We start from the raw sequence: 23799 nt of genomic DNA, 5'->3' as shown, positions 1-23799 counted from the left end.
TCAGGCGCTTTGCGCGGCGGGTTCGTCAATCTGCTGGCGATGCCAAAGGGTCGCATAGCGTCCGCCACGGGCCAGCAGATCGTCATGCGTGCCCTCCTCGACCACTTGGCCGTCTTCAAGGACCACGATACGGTCGGCATCAGCCACGGTGGACAGCCGGTGCGCGATGGTCAGCACGGTGCGCCCCTCGCCCGCCCGCTTCAACGCCGTCTGGATCGAGCTTTCCGTTTCCGTATCAAGCGCCGAGGTCGCCTCGTCCAGCAAGAGGATCGGCGGATCCTTCAGCAGGGTACGGGCAATCCCGACCCGCTGTTTCTCGCCACCTGACAGCTTCAGCCCGCGTTCCCCGACCTGCGTGTCGTATCCTTCGGGCAGCGACTGGATGAACCCGTCAATCTGCGCGGCTTGGGCAGCGGCGAGGATTTCAGCTTCGGTCGCATTTTCGCGACCGTAGGCGATGTTGTAGCGGATCGTATCGTTGAACAGCACGGTGTCCTGCGGCACAACACCAATGGCCTTGTGCAGACTGTCCTGCGTGACATCGCGAATGTCCTGACCGTCGATCTTCAGCGCGCCGCCGTTGACGTCGTAAAAGCGGAACAACAATCGCCCGATGGTCGATTTCCCCGACCCTGACGGCCCGACCAAAGCCACGCTTTCGCCTGCGTTCACGGTGATATTCACCCCTTTCAGGATCGGGCGCGCGGGGTCATAGCCAAAGGCCACTTGCTGCAGCTCAACCGTACCGCCCTGTACGGCCAAATCCGGCGCGCCCGGTTTGTCAGACACATCTGCGGGCTGTTCAAGAAGGTCGAACATCTCGCCCATATCCACCAGAGCCTGCCGTATTTCGCGGTACACCGTCCCGAGAAAGTTCAACGGTGCAGTGATCTGGATCATGTAGGCGTTGACCATGACAAAATCGCCCACGGAAAGCGTACCGTTCTGTACGCCTGCAGCCGCCATGACCATCACGGTGACCAACCCGCCGGTGATCACCAAGGACTGGCCAAAGTTCAAAAACGCAAGCGAGGTCGCCGTCTTGATCGCAGCCGCCTGATACCCCTCCATCGCGCGATCATAGCGCGCTGCTTCGCGCGCCTCGGCGCCGAAATATTTGACGGTCTCATAGTTCAGCAGGGAATCGATCGCTTTCTGATTGGCGTCGGTGTCCTGTGCGTTCATCTCGCGCCGCAATTTGACCCGCCATTCCGTGACCTTCAGCGTAAAGCCCACGTAGAATGCCACCACCAATGCCACGACCAACAGGTAGGACAGCCCCAACATCCACGCAAGCGCGATTCCCACCAGAACCAGCTCCAGCATCAGCGGACCGATGGAAAACAGCAAGAACCGCAGCAGGAATTCGACGCCCTTCACACCGCGCTCGATGATCCGGCTCAGACCGCCGGTCTTACGCGTGATGTGATAGCGCATCGACAGCCGGTGGATGTGTTCAAAGGTCTCAAGCGCCAATGCTCGAAGCGCGCGCTGCCCGACCTTGGCAAAGATCGCGTCCCGCAACTGTTGGAAACCCACGGTCATGATCCGGCTGATGCCATAGGCCAGCGTTAGACCAATCGCACCGATGGCCAGTGTCGGCACCTCGCCCCCCAGACTGTCCACCGCCTGCTTGTACAAAATTGGGGTAAAGGCCGCGATCACCTTGGCCGCAATCAGCAGGGTCAGGGCAATCACGACACGGCGACGCACCCAGGCATGCTTTGGCCCCTCGGGCCACAAATAGGGGGCAATCCGTTTGATGGTTCGCAGGCCAGAGGCCCGTTCCGCACGTGCAATTTCTTCGGTCGAGGTCTCGGGGGGCATCCGGGCTCCTGGCTGGCGAACATCGAACACATGTCCGCGTGGCTGGCTGCCGCCTTTGGCAACACGTCGTATAAATTCGGGCAGTTCCTGCACCGTTCAACCGGTATCTAGGGCAAGATCGGGGTGCAAACCACCCCACCGCATCACGGATCGGGCAGCCCGTCCGGCAGATCGAAAATCTGGCCGGGATAGATCAGGTCAGGATCGCGGATTCGTTCACGGTTGGCATCGAAAATCTTCACGTATTCAATACCGTTGCCGTAACGATCCTCGGAAATCGCCCACAGCGAATGCCCCGGTTGCACTGTGATCTCTGTCACCGGGCCACCGTTGGCGGAAAGTTCCTCTAACAGAGCGGGATCTTCACGCAGGAAGGGGCTTTCGACGCGGGCGATCACGGTGCCCTCGGCATCCACCTGATCCACCCGCAAGGTGTAGGTGCCCGTATCCACGTCTGGCAGCGCCACATCCCATGCACCATCCCCCGCAATTGGCGAGGTCACAAGCGCCTCATTGTTCAGGTAGACCCGAACAAAGGCCTCGTCCTGTCCGCGCCCTGCAAGGATCACATCCCCGTCACTGTCGTAACTGATGCTGTCGAGCGCGACACCGCTGGGCGAAAGCGGCGCCTTATCAAGCGCTTCGACACCTTCAGGACCCGCGACCAAGATACGCGGCGCGGCTGGCTGATTGGCCGTCTCGGTGGTTGGCAAAGCAGTGTCGGCGTCCGGTTCTGCCGGGGCTGCCAAGGCCTGCACGACATCCGGCGCCGCGCTTGTCCCGACCGTCTCAGACGGGGCGTTTTGGGTTGCCGGGGCATCCGGCGTCTCCATTCCGTCGCCCACTTGTGGCTTGGGCACCGGGGCGGCGGAGTCCTCTTGGGCGGGAACCGAAACCGCGGAGGCAGAAGTGCGCGCAACGCTGCTGTCCGCCTGCAAATTCGGCACTTGATCGTCCGGGGAGGCCTGTGGAACATTTGGCGTGTCAGGGGACACGCTCGCCAGATCGACACTCCCCCCATCCGAGGCGGGAATGATCAGCTCTGTCTGCGACAAACGGGGAACGCCGTCCTGCCCTGTGGCGCGCGCGCGCACCAGCTGCATCGGCGCGGCCTCAGGCAGATCGATCAAAGTGGCGTAGCTGCCGTCCCCTTCGGTTTCGACCTCGGCCACGGGTGCGCCGTTGAACAGCACCTCGACCAGATCACCCGGCGCACTGGTTCCGGTTACCATCACACTACTGCCGGGCATCAAACGCATTGCCAAAACCGGCGCATCCGGCACGATTTCGGGCTGAACTGCGACACTGTCAGAACCGGTGGTGTCTTCCGAAGGCGCTGACGGCACAGTATCGGGCACAACCGCGACGCTTGCCGCTTCCTGCGGCTCGTCTGCGGGCCATGTCAGCACGCCCGTGGCAATGGCCACGCCAACCGCGCCTGCAACGGCCACCCCGCCGATTGCGCTATTCATCAAAGCTTTGCTCATTTCCGTCCTTTATCGGGCAGTCGTTTGGACAGGTTGCGGCAGGCCCCCCAGCCTGCGTCATCGCAACGGTTGAGCGAGCTTATCCCACAGGCGTATAAGCGTCAAAAGAAAGCAGAAATTGCAACAGAAAGTGCCCTCATGTCCGTCAAATCCATCTGTGTCTACTGCGGATCGCACAGCGGAGACCGCCAGGAGTTCGCCGAAGAAGCCACCGCCTTGGGCACAGCCATCGCCCACAAGGGATGGCGATTGGTTTATGGTGCCGGGGATGTGGGCCTGATGGGCACGGTTGCGCGCGCGTCACAGGCAGCAGGCGGGGACACGTTTGGCGTGATCCCGACGCATCTTATGCAAATGGAGGTCGGAAAAACGGATCTCACACGCTTTATTGTGACCGAAACCATGCACGAACGGAAAAAGGTCATGTTAATGAACGCGGACGCCGTGGTGGTGATGCCCGGCGGACCCGGCAGTCTTGACGAGTTTTTCGAAGTGCTGACATGGCGCCAGCTTGGACTGCATGACAAGCCGATCATCCTGCTGGATGTCGCGGGCTATTGGGGACCGTTAAAAGGGCTGCTGTCCCATGTCGTGGACCACGGGTTTGCCGACGCCAGCCTGCTGGATTTCGTTCACAGCGGGGCATCCGCAACAGAGGCTATGGCGCATTTACGGCGCGCCCTGTCCTGAACGACCGCCTGCCCTGAATACAGCCCCAGCGCGCTCCAGATCAGGGCAAAGGCCACGAGCTGTGCAGGCTCCAAAGCCTCTCGGAAAATCACCACAGCGCAGAAAAACTGCAGCGTTGGATTGAGGTACTGGATCAAACCAACGCTGGTTAGGCTGATGCGCTGTGCCGCCGCCGTGAACAGCATGAGCGGCAGCGCAGTCAAGGCCCCGGATAAGGCCAGTAGCCCGGAAGTGCCCCAATCCGTGCCGAACACGCCCTGCCCCGTGCTGTGCGTATAGATCAACCAAGCTCCGGCCACCGGCGCAAGCACAACCACCTCAGCAGTGACAGACACGATCGGGCCGATCGCCAGCCGCTTTTTCACCAATCCGTAAACACCAAACGTGCCTGCCAGTGCCAAGGATATCCACGGCACCACCCCGAGCCGCACAGCCATTTGCGCGACCGCAACGCCTGCCAATGCCACCGCCGCCCATTGCCAGAAGCTCAGCCGTTCCTTCAACACCACTGTCCCAAGCAGCACCGCCACCAGCGGGAACATGTAGTAGCCAAGCGAGCTTTGCGTCACGATGCCGGCCTGCACCGAGAAAATGAACAAGAACCAGTTGGTCGAAATCATAACCGCCGCAATCGTGACCACGATGAACGATCGCCCGTCCCCCAGTGCCGCGCGCAGCCGCCCCAAACGGCGCTGCAGGCCCAGAACAGCCGCAAACACCAGAAGCGACCAGATCGTGCGATGGGCCAGCAGCTCGAACGGGGGCACATCCGACAGCAATTTATAATACATCGGGGACAGACCCCAAATCGTGCAGGCGCCGATCATCGCCAGAACACCTTGGGTCGTCGAGCTCATGTTGCGGGCCTTCTCATGCGGGTCGCGTGACGCTAGGCACTTGCCCACTGGCGCGCAATGCAACCATGGGATTTTGCAAATGCAGCGCATGAAAAAAGGGGCGCAGCCGATGCCGCGCCCCCTCGGGATCAGTCCACAATCGGTGGGGATTACAGGCGCGACGCCACGTTTTCCCAGTTCACCAGATTGTCGAGGAAGTTTTTCAGGTAGGCCGGACGCTTGTTGCGGAAATCGATGTAGTAGGAGTGCTCCCACACATCGCAGCCCAGCAGAGCGGTCTGGCCGAAGCACAGCGGGTTCACGCCGTTTTCGGTTTTGGTGACTTTCAGGCCGCCGTCGGTGTCCTTGACCAGCCACGCCCAGCCAGAGCCGAACTGACCCGCGCCTGCAGCGGCGAAGTCGTCCTTGAATTTTTCGACGGTGCCGAAGGATTCCTTGATCGCCGCTTCCAGCTCGGTCGGCATGGTCTTGCCGTCGGGGCCCATCATTTCCCAGAACTGGGTGTGGTTCCAGTGCTGCGACGCGTTGTTGAAGATACCCGACTGTGCGACAGCGTTCGCATCATAGGTGCCTTTGATGATCTCTTCGACCGACTTGCCAGCCCATTCGGTGCCTTCGATCAGCTTGTTGCCGTTGTCGACATAGGCCTTGTGGTGGATATCGTGGTGATATTCCATCGTCTCCTGGCTCATGCCGGAAGATGCCAGCGCGTCGTGCGCGTAAGGAAGATCGGGAAGTTCGAATGCCATTGGGCCATCCTCTCCTGTTTGTGAAATCTCACCACCTTACCTGTTCCGCCAGCGGCCTAAGGTCAAGCCACCTCGGAAGATATTCCGCGGCAAAGCGTGCTGATCCTACATCCCCAGACGGCCAAGCGTGCATTCCCCACTGCGGGTGAGCGTCGTATCAAAGCCGCGCGGCTGTGCCACAACGGAAAAGACCCCGTTGCTTTTGACGTAGGTTCCCCGAAATCGCAGCGTGACGGGGCTGACGCGCAGGCGGGTCTCCACCTCCCAGGTAAAGGTGATGCGGCGGGCGTTTTCCGTATCGATCTGCGCCACAGCAGGCTGGCCGTCATTCATGGCAAGGATCATGGCGTCGGACACGACGATCAGATCGTCAGTGCGGTTATGGGCGACGAAGATGACAGGCTGAATCCAGTCGTAGGTCCCTGCCCCGCGCATAACGCATTGGTAGCCCACCACATCTTTGTCATCCGCATGCGCCAAGCTCACCGTCAGGACCACGCCTGCGGCCATGGCCAAAAGGCGCCGTATCGGTTTCATTCGCATTCCTTCCCGCGCTTGGCCGAGCGTCCAGTGTCGGCCAAGCGGGGCGCAAAGACAAGGCGGGCTACTTCTGGAAGTAGCTCACTTCACTGTGTTCGTCCGCCGCGGCCATCAGCAGGTTTGCCATGTAGTCGCGCACCGACCGGAAACAGAAAATACGCGCGCGGCGCGCATCCGGCATCCAGAACCCCGCCGCCACCTGCCCGAAGCGCGTCCGGCGCAGCGTGTCAGTGGCAAAGCTGTCGGCATGCATATCGACCGGCGCGAGCTTGGCAATGGTTTCGCGCACAACGCGGCCTTCGATCTCGAAATGCGCCCGTGCATCCGACACATCCACAACCATCGCATGCAATCCTGCGGTGGCGTCCGCCAGCTTGGCGACCATATCAGGGGCCTGAGCCTTGGGCAGCAGCAGCGCCAATTCGTCCGGCGACATCCACAACAGGCTGCGATCACCAGAGGTTACAACGCCCCTGAGCGGGGGCAGTGCCAAGCCGCAAACCTGTGTCACAGCCTCGGTAAATTGCGGATCGTTCAGGTCACCGCGCAGGGTCAGCATGCCCTGTGCGCCCACGTCGCGGATGGATACCAGACCCGAGAAACCGGCCAGATCAGACATTCTGCTTTTCTCCTTCGGGGTCATAGAAGACGGGGCTGACAATTTTTGCCGCCACTTCCGTTTCGCCGTCGTCCTTGGTGAACGTGATCACTTCGCCCATACGGTCGGGGCCGTGCAGCACCAAACCCATGGCGATGCCGCGATCCAACGTCGGGGAATAATAGGTCGAGGTCACGCGACCTTGGGTGTTGCGCTGCCCGTTGGCATTTTTGCCTTTGGCCGCCGCATATGCGCCGTCCGGCAACACGGAGCCATCCAACGTCTCCAGCCCGACAAGCTGCCACCGTTCAGGATCGGTCATATGGCTGCGGGCCTGTGCCCGTTTGCCGATATAGTCGTCCTTCTTCTTCGAGATGGCCCAATGCAGCCCGAGGTCCTGCGGAATAACCGTACCGTCGGTTTCGTCCCCGATCATGATAAAGCCCTTTTCCGCGCGCATCACGTGCAGCGCCTCTGTGCCATATGGCGTAATGCCGTGTACGGCACCGGCCTCAAGCAAGGCATCCCACAGGGCCCGCCCCTGCGAGGCAGGCACGGCGATCTCATAGCTCAACTCGCCAGAGAAAGAGATGCGATAGGCCCGGACCGGGAAACCGCCAAGCTGGCCGTCCTTCCATTCCATAAAGGCCAGCCCCTCTTTCGAGACATCCATCCCGCCCAGCGTTTCCAGAACCTCACGGGCTTTGGGGCCGACGACCGCGATCTGCGCATATTGCTCTGTCACATTGGCGGTGTAGACCTTCCAGTCCCACCATTCCGTCTGCAGCCATTCCTCCATATGGGCATGGATGCGGTCGGCGCCTCCGGTGGTGGTGTGACACAGAAAGGTGTGTTCATCGATGCGGGCGACCACACCGTCGTCTGACAAGAATCCGTTTTCCGAACACATCAGGCCATAGCGGCATTTGCCGACCTTCAGCGTGCTCATCATGTTGGTGTACAGCATGTCGAGGAAACGGCCCGCATCCGGCCCTTTGACGATGATCTTGCCAAGCGTGGATGCATCAAGGATTCCAACGCCTTGCCGAGTGGCATTGATCTCGCGGATGACAGCGGTTTCGCGTGTCTCGCCGGGCTGTAGGAAGGTGTAGGGCCTGCGCCAATCGCCGACGGGTTCAAAGTCCGCACCGTTGGCTTCGTGCCAATCCTGTATCGGCGTGCGCCGTACCGGATGGAACAACTCGCCACGCGCGTCGCCCGTGATCGCACCCATCGAGATCGTTGAATACGGGGGGCGGAACGTGGTCGTGCCGACCTGCGGGATCTCTGCCCCAAGCGCGCCCGACAGGATCGCCAGACCGTTGATATTGCTCAGCTTCCCCTGATCCGTTGCCATCCCGAGCGTGGTGTAGCGCTTGGTGTGTTCCACGCTCTCGTAGCCCTCATGGGCGGCAAGCTGCACGTCCGAGACCTTGACGTCGTTTTGGTAGTCCAGCCAAGCTTTCTGACGCAGACCATAATGCGCCCCCGCAGGCATCAGCCACACCGGTTCAATCGGGGCCTCGTCGCTGTCGCTTGCAGTCGGCGCAGCCGTTTTCACCCCATCTGGATACAGGGTTTTCACTGCGCGATCAGCATTTTGCAGGGCATCGTTCAGGCGCAGGCAGCCCGATGCCGCGCCTGCCGTGGTGACAAACGGTTGACCGTTATGATTGGTCGGCGCGCGCTCTGGATCAGGACGGAAGAAAGCCTGCGCGTCGTCCCAGACCAGCTTGCCGCCGTTGTGGGACCACAGGTGCACCACCGGCGACCAGCCGCCGGACATGGCAACCGCGTCGCAGTCGATCTCCTCCAGCACGGCGCCCTCGCCGTTTTGCGGACAGATCGCAACGCCGGTGACCCGTTTGCCGCCAAAGACCTTGGCGATGCCGCGCCCAGTTTCCACCCGGATCCCAAGCGCTTGTGCCTGTTTCATCAAGGGGCCACCACCGTCCTTGCGCGCGTCGATAATCGCGGGAACCACAAGCCCCGCCTCCTTCAGCGCGATGGCCGTGCGGTAAGCGTCATCATTGTTGGTGACCACCACGGTCCGGTCGCCGGGGCTGACCCCGTAGTTCACCAGATAATCCCGGACAGCGGATGCCAGCATGACACCCGGCACATCGTTGCCGCCAAAGCTTAGCGGACGCTCCAAGGCGCCGGTTGCCGTAATCACCTGTTCGGCACGTATGCGCCACAAACGGTGGCGCGGCCCCGGCAACATCGGCGCGTGGTCGCGCAACCGCTCATACCCCAGAACATATCCGTGGTCATAGACGCCCGCGCCGGTCATCCGTGTACGGATGCGCACATTATCCATGGCTTCAAGGGCTTGGAGAGTGTCTTTGACCCAAACATCCGGAGACTGGCCATCGATCTGCCCACCATCAACGACAGCACGCCCCCCGAAATCAGCATTCTGTTCGATCAACAGAACGCGTTTGCCCGCTTCGCCCGCAAGACGCGCCGCATGCAAGCCTGCCACACCGCCGCCGACGACCAGCACGTCCACAAAAGCGTAGAAGTGTTCGTAATGGTCGGGGTCGCGGGTTTCCGGATCCGGCGCTTTGCCAAGCCCCGCAGACTGGCGAATGAAGGGTTCATAGATATGCTTCCAGAACGGACGCGGGTGAATGAAAGTCTTGTAGTAGAAACCCGCGGTCAGGAACCGCCCGAACAGCCCGTTTACCGCCCCGATGTCATAGTCCAGCGACGGCCAGTGGTTCTGAGAGGTGGCGGTCAGACCGTGGAACAGTTCGGTTGTGGTGGCACGCTGGTTGGGTTCATGCCGGTGACCTTCGCCGAGGTTCACCAGTGCATTGGGCTCCTCAACGCCGGAGGCCACAACCCCGCGAGGGCGATGGTATTTGAACGACCGCCCCATCAAAATCTGGTCCTGCGCCAGCAAGGCCGAGGCCAGAGTATCCCCCGGATGGCCTTTGAACCGCTTGCCGTTGAAGGTGAAATCGATCTGCTTGGTCCGGTCGATCAGGCGACCGCCCTTGGCAAGACGGGTGCTCATGACTGGCCTCCCGGAATGGTGGATAGGATTGCGCTGTAGGTATTTTGACCAAGAAAAAGCATCACGAGGCTGCTCCGAACTCACGCCATTGCCAGCCGGGACGTTTTTCGCTGATTTTGTCCTGAAGGTCGGCGGGCGGCTGTGTTGTCTGCGCCGGATAGGTGCCGAAGACTTCTAGCGTGACGGTGCAACGCGCCGCGTGAAACCACTTGCCGCAGCCGTTTGCATGCCGCCAGCGTTCGAAATGGACGCCCTTGGGGTTTTCGCGGGTGAAGAGGTAGCTTTCGAAGTCGTCGTCCGATGAGCCGGGGCCGAAGCGTGTCAGATGCGCCTCGCCCCCTGCGGTGAGCTCGGTTTCTTCGGCGGCGACGCCGCAATAGGGACAGGTGAAGATCAGCATTGGGGCCTCTCCGCTGTGGGGCAATCTGCGCAGGCAAACGGGCCGGAATGCGCCTGCATCCCGGCCCGCATGGGTCCGTGGTCTGTGGTATCGGAAACTGTGTTATTCGTCGGCAGCGGGCGCGTCTGCGACCGGCGCGTTTTGCGCATCGTCTGCCGGCGCTGTGTCGCCGCCGTCGTCCTGAATGGTGACGTTGATGTCGCTGTCACTGCCTGCGGCCCCTGTGTCCACGGTGCCGCCGAACATGAAGAATGCCAAGACGGCGACAACGACGACAAGGACGCCGACGATGAATGCCAATCCGGAATTACCGCGTGTTTCGCGGTGGGTGGTTGTGGTGTGATGTGTGGGTTCGGCCATCTGATCTCTCCTCCGAACGCGATGTGCGTTGGTGTGAGAACGTCAGATCGCGCCTGTCGGTTCCCGCCCATCAATGCGCCACCCCGGCGGCGACGGATTCGTCGATGAAGCGGCCTTCGGCGAAACGGTTCAGGCCGAATTCTTCGCACAGTGGCGATTTGCCCGTGGCCATCAATTCGGCAAAGCCCCAGCCCGAGCCGGGGATCGCCTTGAAGCCGCCTGTGCCCCAGCCTGCGTTGATAAAGATTCCGTCCACCGGCGTTTTGGACAGGATCGGCGAGCGGTCGCCCGTCATGTCGACGATGCCGCCCCATTGGCGCAGCATCTTCAGCCGCGACACCATTGGGAAGGTCTCTACCAGCGCGGCAACCGTGTGTTCGATATGGTGGAAGGAGCCGCGCTGCGTGAAGGCGTTGTAGCTGTCCGTGCCGCCGCCGATGACCATTTCGCCCTTGTCAGATTGGGACATGTAGCCGTGCACGGTGTTCGCCATGACGACGCAGTCCATGACCGGTTTGATCGGCTCGGACACCAGCGCCTGCAGCGGGGCGCTTTCCACCGGCAGACGGAAGCCCGCCATGCGCGCCAGCTCGCCGGAATGGCCTGCCACGACGATGCCCAGCTTGTTACAGCCGATGTGGCCTTTGGTGGTGTCGACGCCTGTCACTTGGCCGTTTTCGCGGGTCACGCCGGTGACTTCGCATTGCTGGATGATGTCCATCCCCATGGCCGAGCACGCCCGCGCATAGCCCCATGCGACCGCGTCATGGCGGGCCGAGCCTGCACGTTCTTGCCACAGCGCCCCCAACACCGGGTAGCGCGGCCCGTCGAGGTTGATGATCGGGACGATCTCCTTGACCTCTTTGGGGGTGATAAAGCGGGTCTCGACCCCTTGCAGCGCATTGGCATGTGCCGTGCGCTGGTAGCCGCGCACCTCATGTTCGGTCTGCGCCAGCATCATCACGCCGCGCGGGCTGAACATCACGTTATAGTTGAGGTCTTGGCTCATCGTTTCATACAGCGAACGGGCCTTTTCGTAGATCGCCGCCGATGCATCCTGCAGGTAATTGGAGCGGATGATCGTGGTGTTGCGCCCGGTGTTGCCGCCGCCCAGCCAGCCCTTTTCGATCACCGCCACATTGGTGATGCCGAAGTTCTTGCCCAGATAATAGGCGGTGGCGAGGCCATGCCCCCCCGCGCCGACGATCACAACGTCATAGCGTGATTTCGGCTGGGCCTTGCGCCAGGCGCGTTCCCACCCCTTGTGGTCGCTGAACAAAGCTTCGCGGACGATGGCAAAGGCCGAATATCTTTTCATGTCTCGATTCCCGCAAACGTTTCGCCGTTTTTCGCACCCAAACCGGCAACGGGGCGACATGCAACCGTCATAATGCCGCGCAGTTGCGACATGGGGTGGCAGAGGGGGCATTTGCTCTTTCATGCGGCGGAGGGAATAACTAGATCGACACGGACGAATGAAATGGGGGCGTTATGCTGTTCTGGATCCTGACAGGGGCTGTGGCCGTGGTTGTTGCAGCGGGCATGGGCTATGCCGTGGTGGCCGGACAGCGCGAAACCGGCCCGGCAGAGGCCTTTGATCTGCAGGTCTACCGCGACCAATTGTCCGAAGTGGATGCGGATGCGGCGCGCGGAAAGATCGATCCCGAAGAGGCAGAGCGCCTGCGGGTCGAGATTTCGCGCCGCTTGCTGGCCGCCGATGCAAAGGTGCGCGCGCAGGATGGGGGCGGTGCGCAGCCCCGCATCGCGAGCTATGCGATGGCGGGGGCGATTGCCGCCGTGGTTCTGGGCGGCGGGTTCTGGTTGTACTTGGGTCTGGGCGCGCCGGGCTATCGCGATATGCCCTTGCAGGACCGGCTGGCGACCGCGCAGCGCGTGTTGCAGGATCGCGGATCGCAGGCGGAGGCAGAGGCAAACCTGCCCGCCGCGCCGAAGGTGACTGCGGATGAGGAATACCTCGCCCTTGTGGACCGGCTGCGCAGCGCAACACAGGACCGCCCCGACGATCTACAGGGGCAGGTTCTGCTGGCACGGTCCGAGGCCGCATTAGGCAATTACAAGGCGGCCTATACCGCATTGGACAATGTGGTCCGCCTCAAGGGCGACAATGCCACCGCCAAGGATTACGCCGATCTCGCCGATATGATGGTTCTTGCCGCCGGTGGCTATGTCTCGCCCGAGGCGCAGGCGGCCCTTGAACAGGCGCTGCGACTTGATGCGACCAATGGGGTGGCGCGATTCTACGGCGGGCTGATGATGGCACAGACCGGACGGCCCGACATCGGCTTTCGCATGTGGGATACGCTGCTGGCGGACAGCAGCCCTGACGACCCATGGGTCGCGCCGCTGCGCGCCCAGATCGAGGAGATGGCCATGAGGGCGGGCCAGCACCGCTACAGCCTGCCACCTCTGGACGCCGCGCCGCGCGGCCCCACCGCCGAGGATATCGAAGCGGCCTCTGACTTGTCCGAGGAAGACCGCGAGGAGATGATCCGCGGGATGGTGTCGCAACTGTCGAACCGGCTGGCCACCACCGGCGGCAGCCCGCAGGATTGGGCGCGGCTGATTTCTTCGCTTGCGGTTCTGGGCGATACCGACCAAGCCGGTGCCATCTGGACAGAGGCGCAGCAGGTCTTTGCCACAAACGAAGACGCATTGGACACGCTGCGTGCGGCGGCCCGACAGGCAGGATTGACCGAATGATCTACGACACCATCGAAGAGTTTGCCGCAGCCCTGCCGCCGAGTGGCGCGCTGATGGGGCTGGATCTGGGCACAAAAACCATCGGGGTTGCGGTCTCGGACGGGTTGCGCGGGGTTGCCACGCCGCTGGAGACCGTGAAACGCAAGAAATTCAGCCTCGACGCGGATCGGCTGGCCGCCATCATTGCCGACCGGACCGTCACCGGCATTGTTCTGGGGTTGCCACGCAACATGGACGGCACCGAAGGGCCGCGTTGCCAATCGACCCGCGCCTTTGCGCGCAACCTTGCCCCGCGCCACGATCTGCCCATCGGGTTCTGGGACGAACGGCTGTCGACCGTCGCCGCAGAACGTGCCCTGCTTGAGGCGGACACATCACGCGCGCGCCGCGCCGAGGTCATCGATCACGTGGCCGCCTCTTACATTCTGCAAGGCGTGCTGGACCGGCTGCGCTTTCTGCGGGGATAAGCCATGGACGATGTCTGGAAACGTGACGAGATCGAAAGTCCCTGCATCAAGATCTGCGTGATCCATCCGCGCGAACAGATCTGCACCGGCTGTCTGCGCAGCCTGCCCGAGATCACGGAATGGTCGCAGATGGACAGCGCGGCGCGGCGCGCCATTATGGACGCCCTGCCCGACCGCCGTGCCGCCTTGCGCAAACGCCGCGGCGGGCGCGCGGCCCGAACCACCCCACCACAAACGTAAAACGCGCCGCAGACCCTGCGACGCGTTTAGATACCATGACATTGGCACATTAGGCCGAGGCAAAGGTCCCGCTTACCCCTTGCAGCGCCACATCCGCGTCCACGACCAAAGCCGCCGAGGTGATGGTGGCAATCACGGTGTCATCGGCCAAAACCGCCTGCACCACAAAGGTGCCGTCGGGTTGCGCGGTGATCGTGGTCGACGCCGCTGCCAGATCCTCGTCCGGGACCTGAATGACAATCAGATCCTCGCCGCTGACAAAATCGGTGATGCTGCTTTCGGTCGAGCTGTCGGCCACAAAGGTGTCCACACCCTCGCCGCCGGTCATGATGGCACTGCCGCCCAGCAAGTCGTCGCCGGCCCCGCCGTTCAGCTCGCCATCGCCAACCAGCGTGTCGTTGCCCTCGCCACCTTCGACGGTTGCCGCTGCATCAATGCCGCCAAAGATGTCATCGCCCGCGCCAAGATCGATCGCGTAAGACACCGAATCCGGGTCCTCGGCATTGCCGGTGATGGCCACGATGTCGCTGTCCGCGCCTGTAAAGATCTCTCCGTTGCCGTCGGTGATAACGACCAGATCCTCGCCCTCGCCCGTGTCGACGATGTTCGTGCCGCCTGCGACCTCTACGCTGTCCGCACCAGCACCTGCCAGCACGGTATCGTTGCCTTCACCTGTGACAATGGTGTCGTTGCCGTCGCCGCCGTCGATCATATCCGATCCGTCACCGCCCAGCATCACGTCGGCGCCAAGCCCGCCGTCCAGCGTATCATTGCCTTCGTCGGCCTCTAGCGTGTCGTCACCTGCCCCGCCCAGCAGCAGGTCAGAGCCTTCGCCCGCTTTCAGCACATCGTTGCCGTCACCGCCGTCCAGCGTATCCTGACCGGCATCCCCGACCAGTTTGTCGTCATTCGATCCACCGCTCAGCGCATCGTTGCCGTCGCCGCCGACCAGCTTGTCTTCGCCAAGGTTGCCAAACAGCACATCGTTTCCGGCATTGCCTTGCAGCGTATCGTCGCCGCCGTTGCCGTAGAGTTCATCGTTGCCTTCGCCGCCATAGACAAAGTCATCACCGGGCCCGGCCACAACCGTGTCATTGCCGATGTTGCCATCCAGCCTGTCGGCGCCAGAGGCGCCATTGATGATGTCATCGCCTTCAAGACCGTTGTACCGGTCTGAGCCATCGGTCAGCTCGACAAAATCGTCGGCGTCCGTGCCAAAGACCAGTTCGCCCGGAAGCGGCGCGTCCTCTTCTTCCTCAACAGGCAAGTCCGGGATCGGGTTTTCGTCGACGACATCACCATCGTCAACCGTATCCTCGCCGCCATCATCGATAACGTCATCTCCGACGTCGGGCATATCCAGATCAGGACCCTGATCCGGCAGACCGTCATCGTCGTCGTTGTCATCATCGGACCCGTCCCACAGGTCCCCGATGCTAGCCAACAGCATCATTGGCAGCAAAGTCAAAAGTAGCATTAAACAGTCCCCCGAATAGTAACCCACGGCAAAAGTAAGGCAACGTTGTCAAAGTTTTGCCTAAAACTGTACATTCTACCAGTGTTTTCTGTCTGACGTCGGTGCAAGCGCCATTGCGCCGTCAAAAGCGGCGACAATATCAAAGGTTACTCAAGGATTGTTTCGCATGGGTGCGAAAAAACAATCTGCACGTGGATTTGATTCGACTACGCCGCCTCTTGCAGGACCGCTTGCAGCGCGGTCTCAAGCACATCGATCCGCGCATCCGGCCCTTGGGCCTGCGTCGACAAGATCTGGCGCCATTTGCGCGCACCAGGCTGGCCTGCGAACAGGCCCAACATATGCCGCGTGACCTGATGCAGACGTCCGCCCTGCGCAATATGATCCGAGATATAGGGCAGCATGCCAGCCACGATCTCGGCGCGGCTTTGCGCGGGCGCCTCCCCCCACAGGCTGTCCGCCCCTCCCAGCACATCCCATGGCTGGTGATAGGCCGCACGGCCGATCATGACGCCATCCAATCCATCATCCAGAAACGCTTGCGTCTGCGCCAACGTGGTGATCCCGCCGTTGATCGACAAATGCATGGCAGGGAATTCGGCCTTCATGCGCCGCACCAGATCGTAATCGAGCGGTGGAATATCGCGGTTTTCCTTGGGCGACAGTCCCTGTAGCCACGCCTTGCGCGCATGCACCGTCACCCGCTGGCAACCCACTGCCTGCAGGCGGGACAGGAAATCGGGCAAGACATCCTCAGGCGTTTGATCATCCACGCCAATGCGGCATTTGACGGTCACCTCGACATCCACGGCGTCCTGCATCGCGGTGACGCAATCGACCACCGTTTGCGGATGCTGCATCAGGATCGCACCAAAAGTCCCCGACTGCACCCGATCCGACGGACAGCCGCAGTTCAGGTTGATCTCGTCATAACCGGCCTGCGCCCCCAAACGCGCCGCCTGCGCCAGCTCTTGCGGATCAGACCCCCCAAGCTGCAAGGCGATGGGATGCTCCTGCGGGCTGTAGTCCAGCAGGTGCAACGCCCCCCCCCGCACCAATGCAGGCGCGGTCACCATCTCGGTGTACAACAACGTGTTGCGCGACATCAGCCGATGAAAATACCGGCAATGCCGATCGGTCCAATCCATCATGGGTGCGACGGAGAGGCGAGCGGCGCGTTGGATGTTAGCCGACATCGGTTTGGTTTGATCTGCGTGCTTGGTCATCTGACCCGTCATCCTTGAATATGGCGGCGGTATTGCCTCGCATTCAGGGGCAAATGCAACCATTCGCATTCGTGCATCCCGGACAGATGCGCCCAATCATCAAGGGAACCGCGCGGCCCCGCCCTAGGCCCCGCCCTAGTACATAGGAGGCCCCGCCTAACATGTCATGACCGCTTGCGAAAGCGTAGCGCCACTGGCATCCCAAACCGGCGCCGCTGCGGCAAAATCGCTGATCTGTTGTTGACCCACAGGCCGCGCATCTGGCAAAGGTGTCGCATGTCCGGTTTCGGGTTCACCCCCGAAAGCAATAGGGAATGCCGTGCGGCCCGTTGGGCCAATGCGGCAACTGCCCCCGCAACTGTAAGCGGCGAGCACGGCTGACATGCCACTGGGTCACACCCGGGAAGGCCAGCCAAATGCGTCGACCCGCAAGTCAGGAGACCTGCCGGATAGCCCCCTGTGGAAACGGGGGTATCGTTGGCGTCGGGGTGCGCGCCGGATACGACTGCCGTTGCAGGCAGGATGTGTCTGAGGTCCCCTGATGTCGTTCACGCATGCGTGCCGGGGATGGCACGCCGGAACAAGGACTTGGACGTGAAACACTTTGCCTTGGCGGGTCTGCTCGCCGCCGCCCTGCCCGCAACTGCGCAGGCGCATTTCCTGCTGGAATACACGACGGACACCCTGATCGAACGGCCCGGCGACGTGCCGGTCAAACTGGTGTTTTGGCATCCGTTTGAAAACGGCCATGTGATGGAGCTTGCCCTGCCGCAGGCGTTCTACATGATCCACAACGGCGAGAAGACCGATCTTTTGCCGGGGTTGGAGCCGATCACCTTTCAAGGCGCGGACAACGAAGCCTCTGCTTTTCTGGGCCATGTGCCGGTGAAACGGTCCGGCGACTACGTGCTGGTGACAGAGCCGCAGCCCTACTACGAGGCGTCCGAAGACATCTACATCCAGCAGTTCACCAAGGCCTTTTTGAACCGCAACCAACTACCCACCGATTGGGATCAGCCTGTCGGCCTGCCGACAGAGATCCTGCCGTTGAACAAACCCTATAATGTGATCGCGGGCTCCACCTTTACGGGTCAGGTTTTGTCGCAAGGCCAGCCCGTTGCCGGTGCCGAGATCGAGATCGAATACATGGCCGCCGAGCCGGACATGGACAGTTCCGCTGCGTCCCAGCCGACCGTGTCGCCTATGCCCGGCGGATCTGTCGTGGCGATCTCTGATGCGAACGGGTATTTCAGCTTTGGTGTGCCGAAGGCCGGTCACTGGGGCTTTGCCGCGCTGGGATCGGGCCCAGAGACCGAATACGAGGGCAAAGACCTAAGCCAGGATGCGGTCATCTGGATCCGCGCCTGGGACATGGAGTAACGCGGAATGCACATCGTCGACGGAGCCCTGTCCAATCCGGTGGTGATCGCGGGCGCACTTGCCGCCGCAGGTGGCGTGGCCGTGGGGCTGCGCGCCCTAGATCTGGAACGCATTCCCACAGCCGGGGTTCTGTCGGCATCTTTCTTTGTGGCCTCTTTGATCCATGTGCCGATTGGTCCGTCCTCTGTGCATCTTGTGCTGAACGGGCTGGCGGGGCTGCTGCTGGGCTGGGCCGCCTTTCCGGCGTTGTTTGTCGGGCTGTTGCTGCAAACGGTGTTCTTCGGCTTTGGCGGGCTGACGGTTCTGGGGGTGAACGCGGTCAACATTGCCTTGCCTGCCGTTCTGGTCGGGCTGCTGTTTGGCCGTCTGATCGGACGGGGCACAGCAGTGCAGGGCGCGGTCTGGGGCGCGCTTGGCGGGGCATGTGCCATTGCGGTGACCACCGCGATGGTGGCGCTGTCGCTGGCACTGTCGGGGGATGAATTCCTGCCCGCCGCGCGTCTGGTCTTTGTGGCGCATATTCCCGTCATGGTGATCGAGGCGGCGCTGACAGGCTTTGCCGTGCTTCTCAGCCGCAAGGTCAAGCCAGAGCTTTTCGCCCGCGAGGTCAGCGTTTGAAACATATCGCTCTGATTGCCCTGCTGTCTTGCGCGCCCCTGCCCGCCTTGGCCCATAAAGTCATCGCCGGGGTCTTTGCCTCTGGCGACGTGATCGAGGGCGAACTGGGCTTTTCCAACGGGACCATGGCCGCCGACACCCCTGTGGCCGTTACCACCCCTGACGGGCGCGTTCTGGGCGAGACCGTGACCGACGCTGACGGGTTTTTCACCTTCCGGCCCACCGAGGCAACCGCCCACAGGTTCTATGCCGATCTGGGCGCAGGCCATGTGGCAGAGGTGATCATGCCCGCCGAAGAGGTCGCCGCCATTCTGGGGCAGCCGGTCCCGGTCACGCCCGTGCAAACGGCCTCTCCCCTCCAAACCGCCGACGCGGCCCCGCTGACCGAGGCGCAAACCCGCGCCGTGGCCGAGGCCGTGCGCGCGGAAATCCGTCCCCTGCGGCGTGAAATCGCGGCCTATAAGGAGCGCAACGATCTGCAAACCATATTGGGCGGCATCGGCTATATCTTTGGCCTGTTCGGTCTGGGCTTCTACATCGCCGCACGGCGCAAGGTGGACGGCTGATGGCGCATGTTCTGGGCAATGCCGAGGCGACCCTGTCCCATGTGGCCACCCCGCGCCACAGCGGGCTGATTGCACCGCTCGATCCCAGATTGCGCATTGTGCTAGCTTGCGTCTTTGCCGTGGTGGTGGTCGCACTTCACAGCCTTCCCGCGCTGTTGGCGGCCTTTGGCGTGGCACTGGGCCTGCTGGGAGTTTCCCGTATGCCGGTGGGGCGCACGTTGCGGCGCATGGCCATGATGGACGGGTTCATTGTGTTCATGCTGGTGCTGATGCCGTTCTCCATGCCCGGCGATGTGATGTTTACCCTATGGGGGCTGCCCGCGAGCTGGCAGGGCCTTTGGCGGGCGGTGGAAATCGCGCTGACGGCCAATGCGGTGATCCTGTCGCTGATGGTTCTGGTCGGCTCGATGGAGCCGGTCACCCTTGGCCATGCCCTGCACCGGCTGCGCTGCCCAGAGACGCTGGTGTTGTTGCTGATGTTCACCATCCGCTACATCGAAGTGCTGCGCGAGGAATACCTGCGCCTGCGCGCTGCCATGCGCGTGCGCGGGTTTCGCCCCGGCACGAACTGGCACAGCTATCGCAGCTTCGGCTACCTTGTGGGGATGATGATGGTGCGGGCCATCGAACGCTCAGAACGGGTGTTGCAGGCGATGAAATGCCGCGGCTTCTCGGGGCGCATGCTTTTGTTGCAGGACTTTGCGCTGACGCGACGTGACCATCTGTTCGCCGCCGCGATTTGCGTGCTATGCGTGGGTCTTCTGCTACTGGACCATGCATGACGCTGCTTGCCCTCAATGACATTTGCTTTGCCTATGCCGGGCAGGCCCCGGTGCTGGATGGCGCGTCGCTGTCGTTGAACGCGGGGCAGCGCTTGTCGATCACAGGTCCGAATGGCGCGGGCAAATCCACCCTGCTGCGCATCGCGCTGGGGCTGCAACAGCCGCAATCCGGTGAAGTGCGCGCCTTCGGCAGCCCGCGTCGCAAAGAGGCGGATTTCCTCGAGGTGCGCCGCCGCATCGGGCTGGTGTTCCAAGACGCCGACGATCAGCTATTCTGCCCGACGGTGGCAGAGGATGTGGCCTTTGGCCCGCTCAATCTGGGCAAATCCCGCGCCGAGGCGCTGGCCATCGTCGACCGAGTGCTGGCCGATCTGGACCTTGCCCACCTGCGCGACCGCATCACCCACAAATTGTCCGGCGGCGAAAAGCGTCTGGTCACATTGGCAACGGTTCTCGCGATGGAGCCAGAGGCGCTGCTGCTGGACGAGCCGACAAACGCGCTCGACACCCGAAACGAGGCGCGCCTGCTGGAGATCCTGCAATCCCTGCCGCAAGCGATCCTGCTGGTCAGCCATTCCACGGAATTTCGCGCAGCGCTTGCCCCGGAGGCGCTGGAGTTGCGCGATGGCCGCCTGACCCCTGCGTGACACACAGACCGGACCGCGCCATCGCGATCCGGTCCGATCTTTCATTCGGCAGACATGCCCGCATGCGCCTGCGTGTACTGCGCCAGACGTTCGGCCACCGCCTCTGCGGGCAACGAACTGCGCCGCGCGCCCAGATCCACATGCAGCATAAAGCTTTTGACCGTCGCGGCGAGCGTGCCATCTGCGCGCATGATCCGGTGAAGCAACTGCATCTTCTTGCCCTCACCCACCAAAACCTGCGTGGTCACGCGCACCACGTCACCGGCGTGAAGCTCTGAGAGGTAGCGCACGGTGTTTTCCGTCGTGAAATAGCTTTGCCCGCCCGCGATATACTCCGCATCCGCACCGATCAACGCCATGAACCCGTCGGTCGCCTGTGACCCCAGTTCGACGTAATGTGTCTCGTTCATATGGCCGTTGTAGTCGGTCCAGCTTTGCGGAATGGCGCGGTGCACCGTCACCGGCAGATCGGTCGCGTCCGGCAGGGTCAGCTGCGCCTCATGGGCTGTGATCACCGCCCCTGCCCCGCTGCCGGTCTTTTTCAGCGCGCGCATCATGCCGACCAGATTGTCGTCGCGCAGACGTTCCAATTCGCGGATCGACATATGCCCCGACTGCGCGTCCGACTGGCCTGCAATCAGATCAACCAGTTCCGGCGTGTATTCCGGCACATCCATCAGCTTGGTCCACGGCCATTCCAGCGCGGGGCCGAACTGTTCCATGAAATGCTTCATCCCTGCCTCGCCGCCGGCGATGCGGTAGGTCTCGAAGATGCCCATCTGCGCCCAGCGCAGGCCAAAGCCCATGCGGATCGCCTCGTCGATTTCCGAAGTGGTGGCGATGCCATCCTTGACCAGCCACAGACATTCGCGCCAGACGGCCTCCAGCAGACGGTCGGCAATATGGGCGTCGATTTCCTTGCGCACGGTCAGGGGGTACAGGCCAATCTCGTGCAGGGTAGGCTCGGCCAAGGCGCAGTGGTCGGCATCCCCCACCAGCTCGATCAGCGGCAGCAGATAGACGGGGTTAAACGGATGCGCCACGATCACACGCGCGCCCTGCTGCGTCAGCTCCGAGGGTTTGAACCCCGATGTCGAAGAACCGATCACCGCCGTTGCAGGCGCAAGGCGGGTCAGTTCGGCGTGCACGCGGTGTTTCAGGTCCAGCCTCTCGGGCACGCTTTCCTGCACCCAATCGGCGTCTGCGACGGCCTCGGCCATATTCTCGCAAAAAGTCAGGCTCCCCTCTGGCGGCAGCGCACGATCGTAGAGGCCGGGCAAGGCACGGCGGGCGTTGTCCAGAACCTCGCCAATCTTGCGGGAGGCCTCCGGGTCGGGGTCAAACACCGACACGTCCCAACCGTTGAGCATGAACCGCGCGGCCCAGCCGCCCCCGATGACACCACCGCCAATGATCGCGGCCTTTTTCGCCGCACTCATGACACCACCTGCGGGGCGCGTTTGGTCAGGCCCAACTGTTCACGCACCTCGGCGGGGCCGATCACCTTTGCGCCCATGTTTTCCACCACGCTCACCGCGCGTTCCACAAGCTGGGCATTGGTCGCCAGTACACCACGGTCAAGGAACAGGTTGTCCTCCAGCCCGACGCGCACATTGCCCCCCGCCAGCACCGAGGCCGCCGCATAGGGCATCTGATCGCGCCCGAGCGAGAAGGCAGACCATGTCCAGTCCTCAGGGATGGCGTTCACCATCGCCATCAGCGTGTTCAGGTCATTGGGCGCGCCCCACGGCACCCCCATGCACAACTGCACCAGCGCTTGCGGGGCCAGCGTGCCTTCCTTGACCAGCTCTTTGGCGAACCACAGGTGGCCGGTGTCAAAGGCTTCGATCTCCGGCTTGACGCCCAGATCGGTCATCATCTTGCCCATGGCCCGCAGCATGCCGGGCGTGTTGGTCATGACGTAGTCTGCCTCGGCAAAGTTCATGGTGCCGCAATCCAGCGTGCAGATCTCTGGCAGGCATTCTGCGATATGGGCCATACGCTCCGACGCGCCGATCATATCGGTGCCCTCGGGGCTGAGCGGCAGCGGCGCCTCGGTGGGGCCAAAGACCATGTCACCGCCCATGCCTGCGGTCAGGTTCAGCACCACGTCCACGTCTGCGGCGCGAATGCGGTCTGTGACCTCGCGGTACAGATCCAACCGCCGTGACGGCGCGCCGGTGTCGGGGTCGCGCACATGGCAATGGACCACCGCAGCACCGGCCTTTGCCGCGTCGATGGCGCTGTTTGCGATCTGCTCGGGCGAGCGCGGCACATGCGGGCTGCGGTCCTGCGTGCTGCCCGATCCGGTCACGGCACAGGTGATAAAGACATTGCGGTTCATCGTCAGGGGCATGGTTATTTTCCTTTCCAGACCGGATCGCGACCTTCGGCAAAGGCGCGCGCGCCTTCTAGCTGGTCCTCGGATCGGTAAAGCGTCTCGACTGTGGCAAACTGGCTGCGGGTGATGCGGTTCATGGCGTCTTGGAATTTCATATCTTCGGCTTCGCGCACAATTTCCTTGAGCGCGGCGTAGACCAGCGGCGGACCGGAGGCGAGCATTTGCGCCAACTTATGCGCCTCCTCCATCAATGTGCCTGCGGGATGGATGTGGTTGATCAGGCCCCAGCGCGCGGCCTCTTCCGCGTCGATCCAGCGGCCGGTGAGCAGCATTTCCATCGCGATGTGATAGGGAATGCGCTTGGGCAGTTTCACCGATGCCGCATCCGCCACGGTGCCCGACCGGATTTCCGGCAGGGCAAAGGTCGCATGGTCGGCGGCCAGCAGGATATCGGCGGACAGGGCAAGCTCCAGCCCGCCGCCACAGCAGATCCCGTTTATCGCGGCAATCACCGGCTTGTTCAGGCCGCGCAGCTCCTGCAGGCCGCCAAAGCCGCCTTTGCCATAATCGCCATCCACCGCATCGCCACCGGCGGCAGCCTTCAGATCCCAACCGGGGCAAAAGAACTTCTCGCCCGCCCCGGTGATGATCGCCACGCGCAATTCCGGGTCATCGCGAAAATCGGTAAAGACCTCGCCCATGATACGGCTGGTGGCCAGATCGATGGCGTTGGCCTTGGGCCGGTCCAATGTCACTTCCAGAACCGCGCCGTGGCGTTCGGTCCTGATGGGGGTGTCCGTCATG

24 protein-coding genes and 1 riboswitch are annotated in these 23799 nt (G+C 62.4%); of the genes, 9 read left to right on the top strand and 15 right to left on the bottom strand.

Going from position 1 to position 23799, the window contains the following annotated elements:
• Both ACN5AZ_RS00195 and ACN5AZ_RS00190 read right to left on the bottom strand, forming a co-directional pair.
• Nucleotides 1-1827: an ABCB family ABC transporter ATP-binding protein/permease gene (locus tag ACN5AZ_RS00195; protein ID WP_419426826.1), complete on the bottom strand. Its 1827-nt coding sequence runs from the start codon at nt 1825-1827 to the stop codon at nt 1-3.
• 143 nt (nt 1828-1970) lie between these two features.
• Nucleotides 1971-3299, bottom strand: a complete 1329-nt coding sequence (locus ACN5AZ_RS00190; protein WP_419426825.1) for a LysM peptidoglycan-binding domain-containing protein — start codon at nt 3297-3299, stop codon at nt 1971-1973.
• Nucleotides 3300-3452: 153 nt separating this feature from the next.
• On the opposite strand from ACN5AZ_RS00190, the gene ACN5AZ_RS00185 reads away from it, so the two are divergent.
• Nucleotides 3453-4004, top strand: coding sequence for a TIGR00730 family Rossman fold protein (locus ACN5AZ_RS00185; protein WP_419426824.1), 552 nt, complete (start codon nt 3453-3455; stop codon nt 4002-4004).
• On the opposite strand, the gene rarD is transcribed toward ACN5AZ_RS00185, so the two are convergent.
• From rarD to ACN5AZ_RS00145, 8 genes are all read right to left on the bottom strand, one after another.
• Nucleotides 3947-4861 carry an EamA family transporter RarD gene (rarD, locus tag ACN5AZ_RS00180; RefSeq protein WP_419426823.1) on the bottom strand — a complete coding sequence of 305 codons (915 nt, stop codon included), beginning with the start codon at nt 4859-4861 and terminating at the stop codon, nt 3947-3949. The genes ACN5AZ_RS00185 and rarD overlap by 58 nt on opposite strands.
• Before the next feature lie 149 nt (nt 4862-5010).
• Nucleotides 5011-5610, bottom strand: a complete 600-nt coding sequence (locus ACN5AZ_RS00175; protein WP_419426822.1) for a superoxide dismutase — start codon at nt 5608-5610, stop codon at nt 5011-5013.
• Nucleotides 5611-5715: 105 nt separating this feature from the next.
• On the bottom strand, nt 5716-6147 hold the full coding sequence (locus ACN5AZ_RS00170) for a hypothetical protein (RefSeq protein WP_419426821.1): 432 nt from the start codon (nt 6145-6147) through the stop codon (nt 5716-5718).
• 67 nt (nt 6148-6214) lie between these two features.
• Nucleotides 6215-6769 (bottom strand): sarcosine oxidase subunit gamma, encoded by a 555-nt coding sequence (locus tag ACN5AZ_RS00165; RefSeq protein ID WP_419426820.1) that lies wholly within the window; start codon nt 6767-6769, stop codon nt 6215-6217.
• Nucleotides 6762-9770, bottom strand: a complete 3009-nt coding sequence (locus tag ACN5AZ_RS00160) for a sarcosine oxidase subunit alpha family protein (protein ID WP_419426819.1) — start codon at nt 9768-9770, stop codon at nt 6762-6764. The genes ACN5AZ_RS00165 and ACN5AZ_RS00160 overlap by 8 nt, the downstream gene beginning before the upstream one ends.
• Before the next feature lie 61 nt (nt 9771-9831).
• Nucleotides 9832-10170, bottom strand: coding sequence for a sarcosine oxidase subunit delta (locus ACN5AZ_RS00155; protein ID WP_419426818.1), 339 nt, complete (start codon nt 10168-10170; stop codon nt 9832-9834).
• Between the two features lie 102 nt (nt 10171-10272).
• On the bottom strand, nt 10273-10530 hold the full coding sequence (locus ACN5AZ_RS00150) for a hypothetical protein (RefSeq protein ID WP_419426817.1): 258 nt from the start codon (nt 10528-10530) through the stop codon (nt 10273-10275).
• Between the two features lie 70 nt (nt 10531-10600).
• On the bottom strand, nt 10601-11848 hold the full coding sequence (locus ACN5AZ_RS00145) for a sarcosine oxidase subunit beta family protein (protein ID WP_419426816.1): 1248 nt from the start codon (nt 11846-11848) through the stop codon (nt 10601-10603).
• A 173-nt stretch (nt 11849-12021) separates the two neighbouring features.
• On the opposite strand from ACN5AZ_RS00145, the gene ccmI reads away from it, so the two are divergent.
• From ccmI to ACN5AZ_RS00130, 3 genes are read left to right on the top strand one after another with little or no spacing between them, the layout of a single operon-like run.
• On the top strand, nt 12022-13251 hold the full coding sequence (gene ccmI, locus ACN5AZ_RS00140; RefSeq protein ID WP_419426815.1) for a c-type cytochrome biogenesis protein CcmI: 1230 nt from the start codon (nt 12022-12024) through the stop codon (nt 13249-13251).
• On the top strand, nt 13248-13718 hold the full coding sequence (gene ruvX, locus ACN5AZ_RS00135) for a Holliday junction resolvase RuvX (RefSeq protein WP_419426814.1): 471 nt from the start codon (nt 13248-13250) through the stop codon (nt 13716-13718). The genes ccmI and ruvX overlap by 4 nt, the downstream gene beginning before the upstream one ends.
• Nucleotides 13719-13721: 3 nt before the next feature.
• On the top strand, nt 13722-13958 hold the full coding sequence (locus ACN5AZ_RS00130) for a DUF1289 domain-containing protein (RefSeq protein WP_419426813.1): 237 nt from the start codon (nt 13722-13724) through the stop codon (nt 13956-13958).
• 49 nt (nt 13959-14007) lie between these two features.
• On the opposite strand, the gene ACN5AZ_RS00125 is transcribed toward ACN5AZ_RS00130, so the two are convergent.
• Together ACN5AZ_RS00125 and dusA are read right to left on the bottom strand one after the other, a co-directional pair.
• Entirely contained in the window at nt 14008-15411 is a 1404-nt protein-coding gene (locus ACN5AZ_RS00125; protein ID WP_419426812.1) for a calcium-binding protein, read from the bottom strand.
• A 230-nt stretch (nt 15412-15641) separates the two neighbouring features.
• Nucleotides 15642-16661, bottom strand: coding sequence for a tRNA dihydrouridine(20/20a) synthase DusA (gene dusA / locus ACN5AZ_RS00120; RefSeq protein ID WP_419426811.1), 1020 nt, complete (start codon nt 16659-16661; stop codon nt 15642-15644).
• Between the two features lie 264 nt (nt 16662-16925).
• A riboswitch (cobalamin riboswitch) is annotated at nt 16926-17126 on the top strand.
• A 129-nt stretch (nt 17127-17255) separates the two neighbouring features.
• On the opposite strand from dusA, the gene ACN5AZ_RS00115 reads away from it, so the two are divergent.
• The 5 genes from ACN5AZ_RS00115 to ACN5AZ_RS00095 are packed head-to-tail and all read left to right on the top strand — an operon-like array spanning nt 17256 to nt 20654.
• Entirely contained in the window at nt 17256-18041 is a 786-nt protein-coding gene (locus ACN5AZ_RS00115) for a DUF4198 domain-containing protein (RefSeq protein WP_419426810.1), read from the top strand.
• Between the two features lie 6 nt (nt 18042-18047).
• On the top strand, nt 18048-18659 hold the full coding sequence (cbiM, locus tag ACN5AZ_RS00110; RefSeq protein ID WP_419426809.1) for a cobalt transporter CbiM: 612 nt from the start codon (nt 18048-18050) through the stop codon (nt 18657-18659).
• On the top strand, nt 18656-19225 hold the full coding sequence (locus tag ACN5AZ_RS00105; protein ID WP_419426808.1) for a cobalt ABC transporter permease: 570 nt from the start codon (nt 18656-18658) through the stop codon (nt 19223-19225). Before cbiM ends, ACN5AZ_RS00105 begins: the two co-directional genes overlap by 4 nt.
• On the top strand, nt 19225-20007 hold the full coding sequence (gene cbiQ / locus ACN5AZ_RS00100; RefSeq protein ID WP_419426807.1) for a cobalt ECF transporter T component CbiQ: 783 nt from the start codon (nt 19225-19227) through the stop codon (nt 20005-20007). Before ACN5AZ_RS00105 ends, cbiQ begins: the two co-directional genes overlap by 1 nt.
• The gene (locus tag ACN5AZ_RS00095; RefSeq protein WP_419426806.1) at nt 20004-20654 is read left to right on the top strand and encodes an energy-coupling factor ABC transporter ATP-binding protein; all 651 of its coding nucleotides are present in this window, start codon (nt 20004-20006) and stop codon (nt 20652-20654) included. Before cbiQ ends, ACN5AZ_RS00095 begins: the two co-directional genes overlap by 4 nt.
• 41 nt (nt 20655-20695) lie before the next feature.
• Here the strand turns inward: ACN5AZ_RS00095 and ACN5AZ_RS00090 are convergent, their stop codons facing one another.
• Genes ACN5AZ_RS00090 through ACN5AZ_RS00080 form a run of 3 tightly spaced genes read right to left on the bottom strand, consistent with a single transcriptional unit; the run spans nt 20696 to nt 23798 of the window.
• Nucleotides 20696-22093 (bottom strand): carnitine 3-dehydrogenase, encoded by a 1398-nt coding sequence (locus ACN5AZ_RS00090; RefSeq protein WP_419426805.1) that lies wholly within the window; start codon nt 22091-22093, stop codon nt 20696-20698.
• Nucleotides 22090-23010, bottom strand: coding sequence for a 3-keto-5-aminohexanoate cleavage protein (locus tag ACN5AZ_RS00085; RefSeq protein ID WP_419426804.1), 921 nt, complete (start codon nt 23008-23010; stop codon nt 22090-22092). The genes ACN5AZ_RS00090 and ACN5AZ_RS00085 overlap by 4 nt, the downstream gene beginning before the upstream one ends.
• A gap of 2 nt (nt 23011-23012) precedes the next feature.
• Complete coding sequence (locus tag ACN5AZ_RS00080; protein WP_419426803.1) at nt 23013-23798, bottom strand: carnitinyl-CoA dehydratase; 786 nt, start codon at nt 23796-23798, stop codon at nt 23013-23015.
• Between the last annotated feature and the right edge of the window lies 1 nt (nt 23799).

The sequence above is a fragment of the Sagittula sp. SSi028 genome (assembly GCF_048553715.1).
Lineage (GTDB): Bacteria > Pseudomonadota > Alphaproteobacteria > Rhodobacterales > Rhodobacteraceae > Sagittula.
This window is presented reverse-complemented; position numbering and strand designations above follow the sequence as displayed.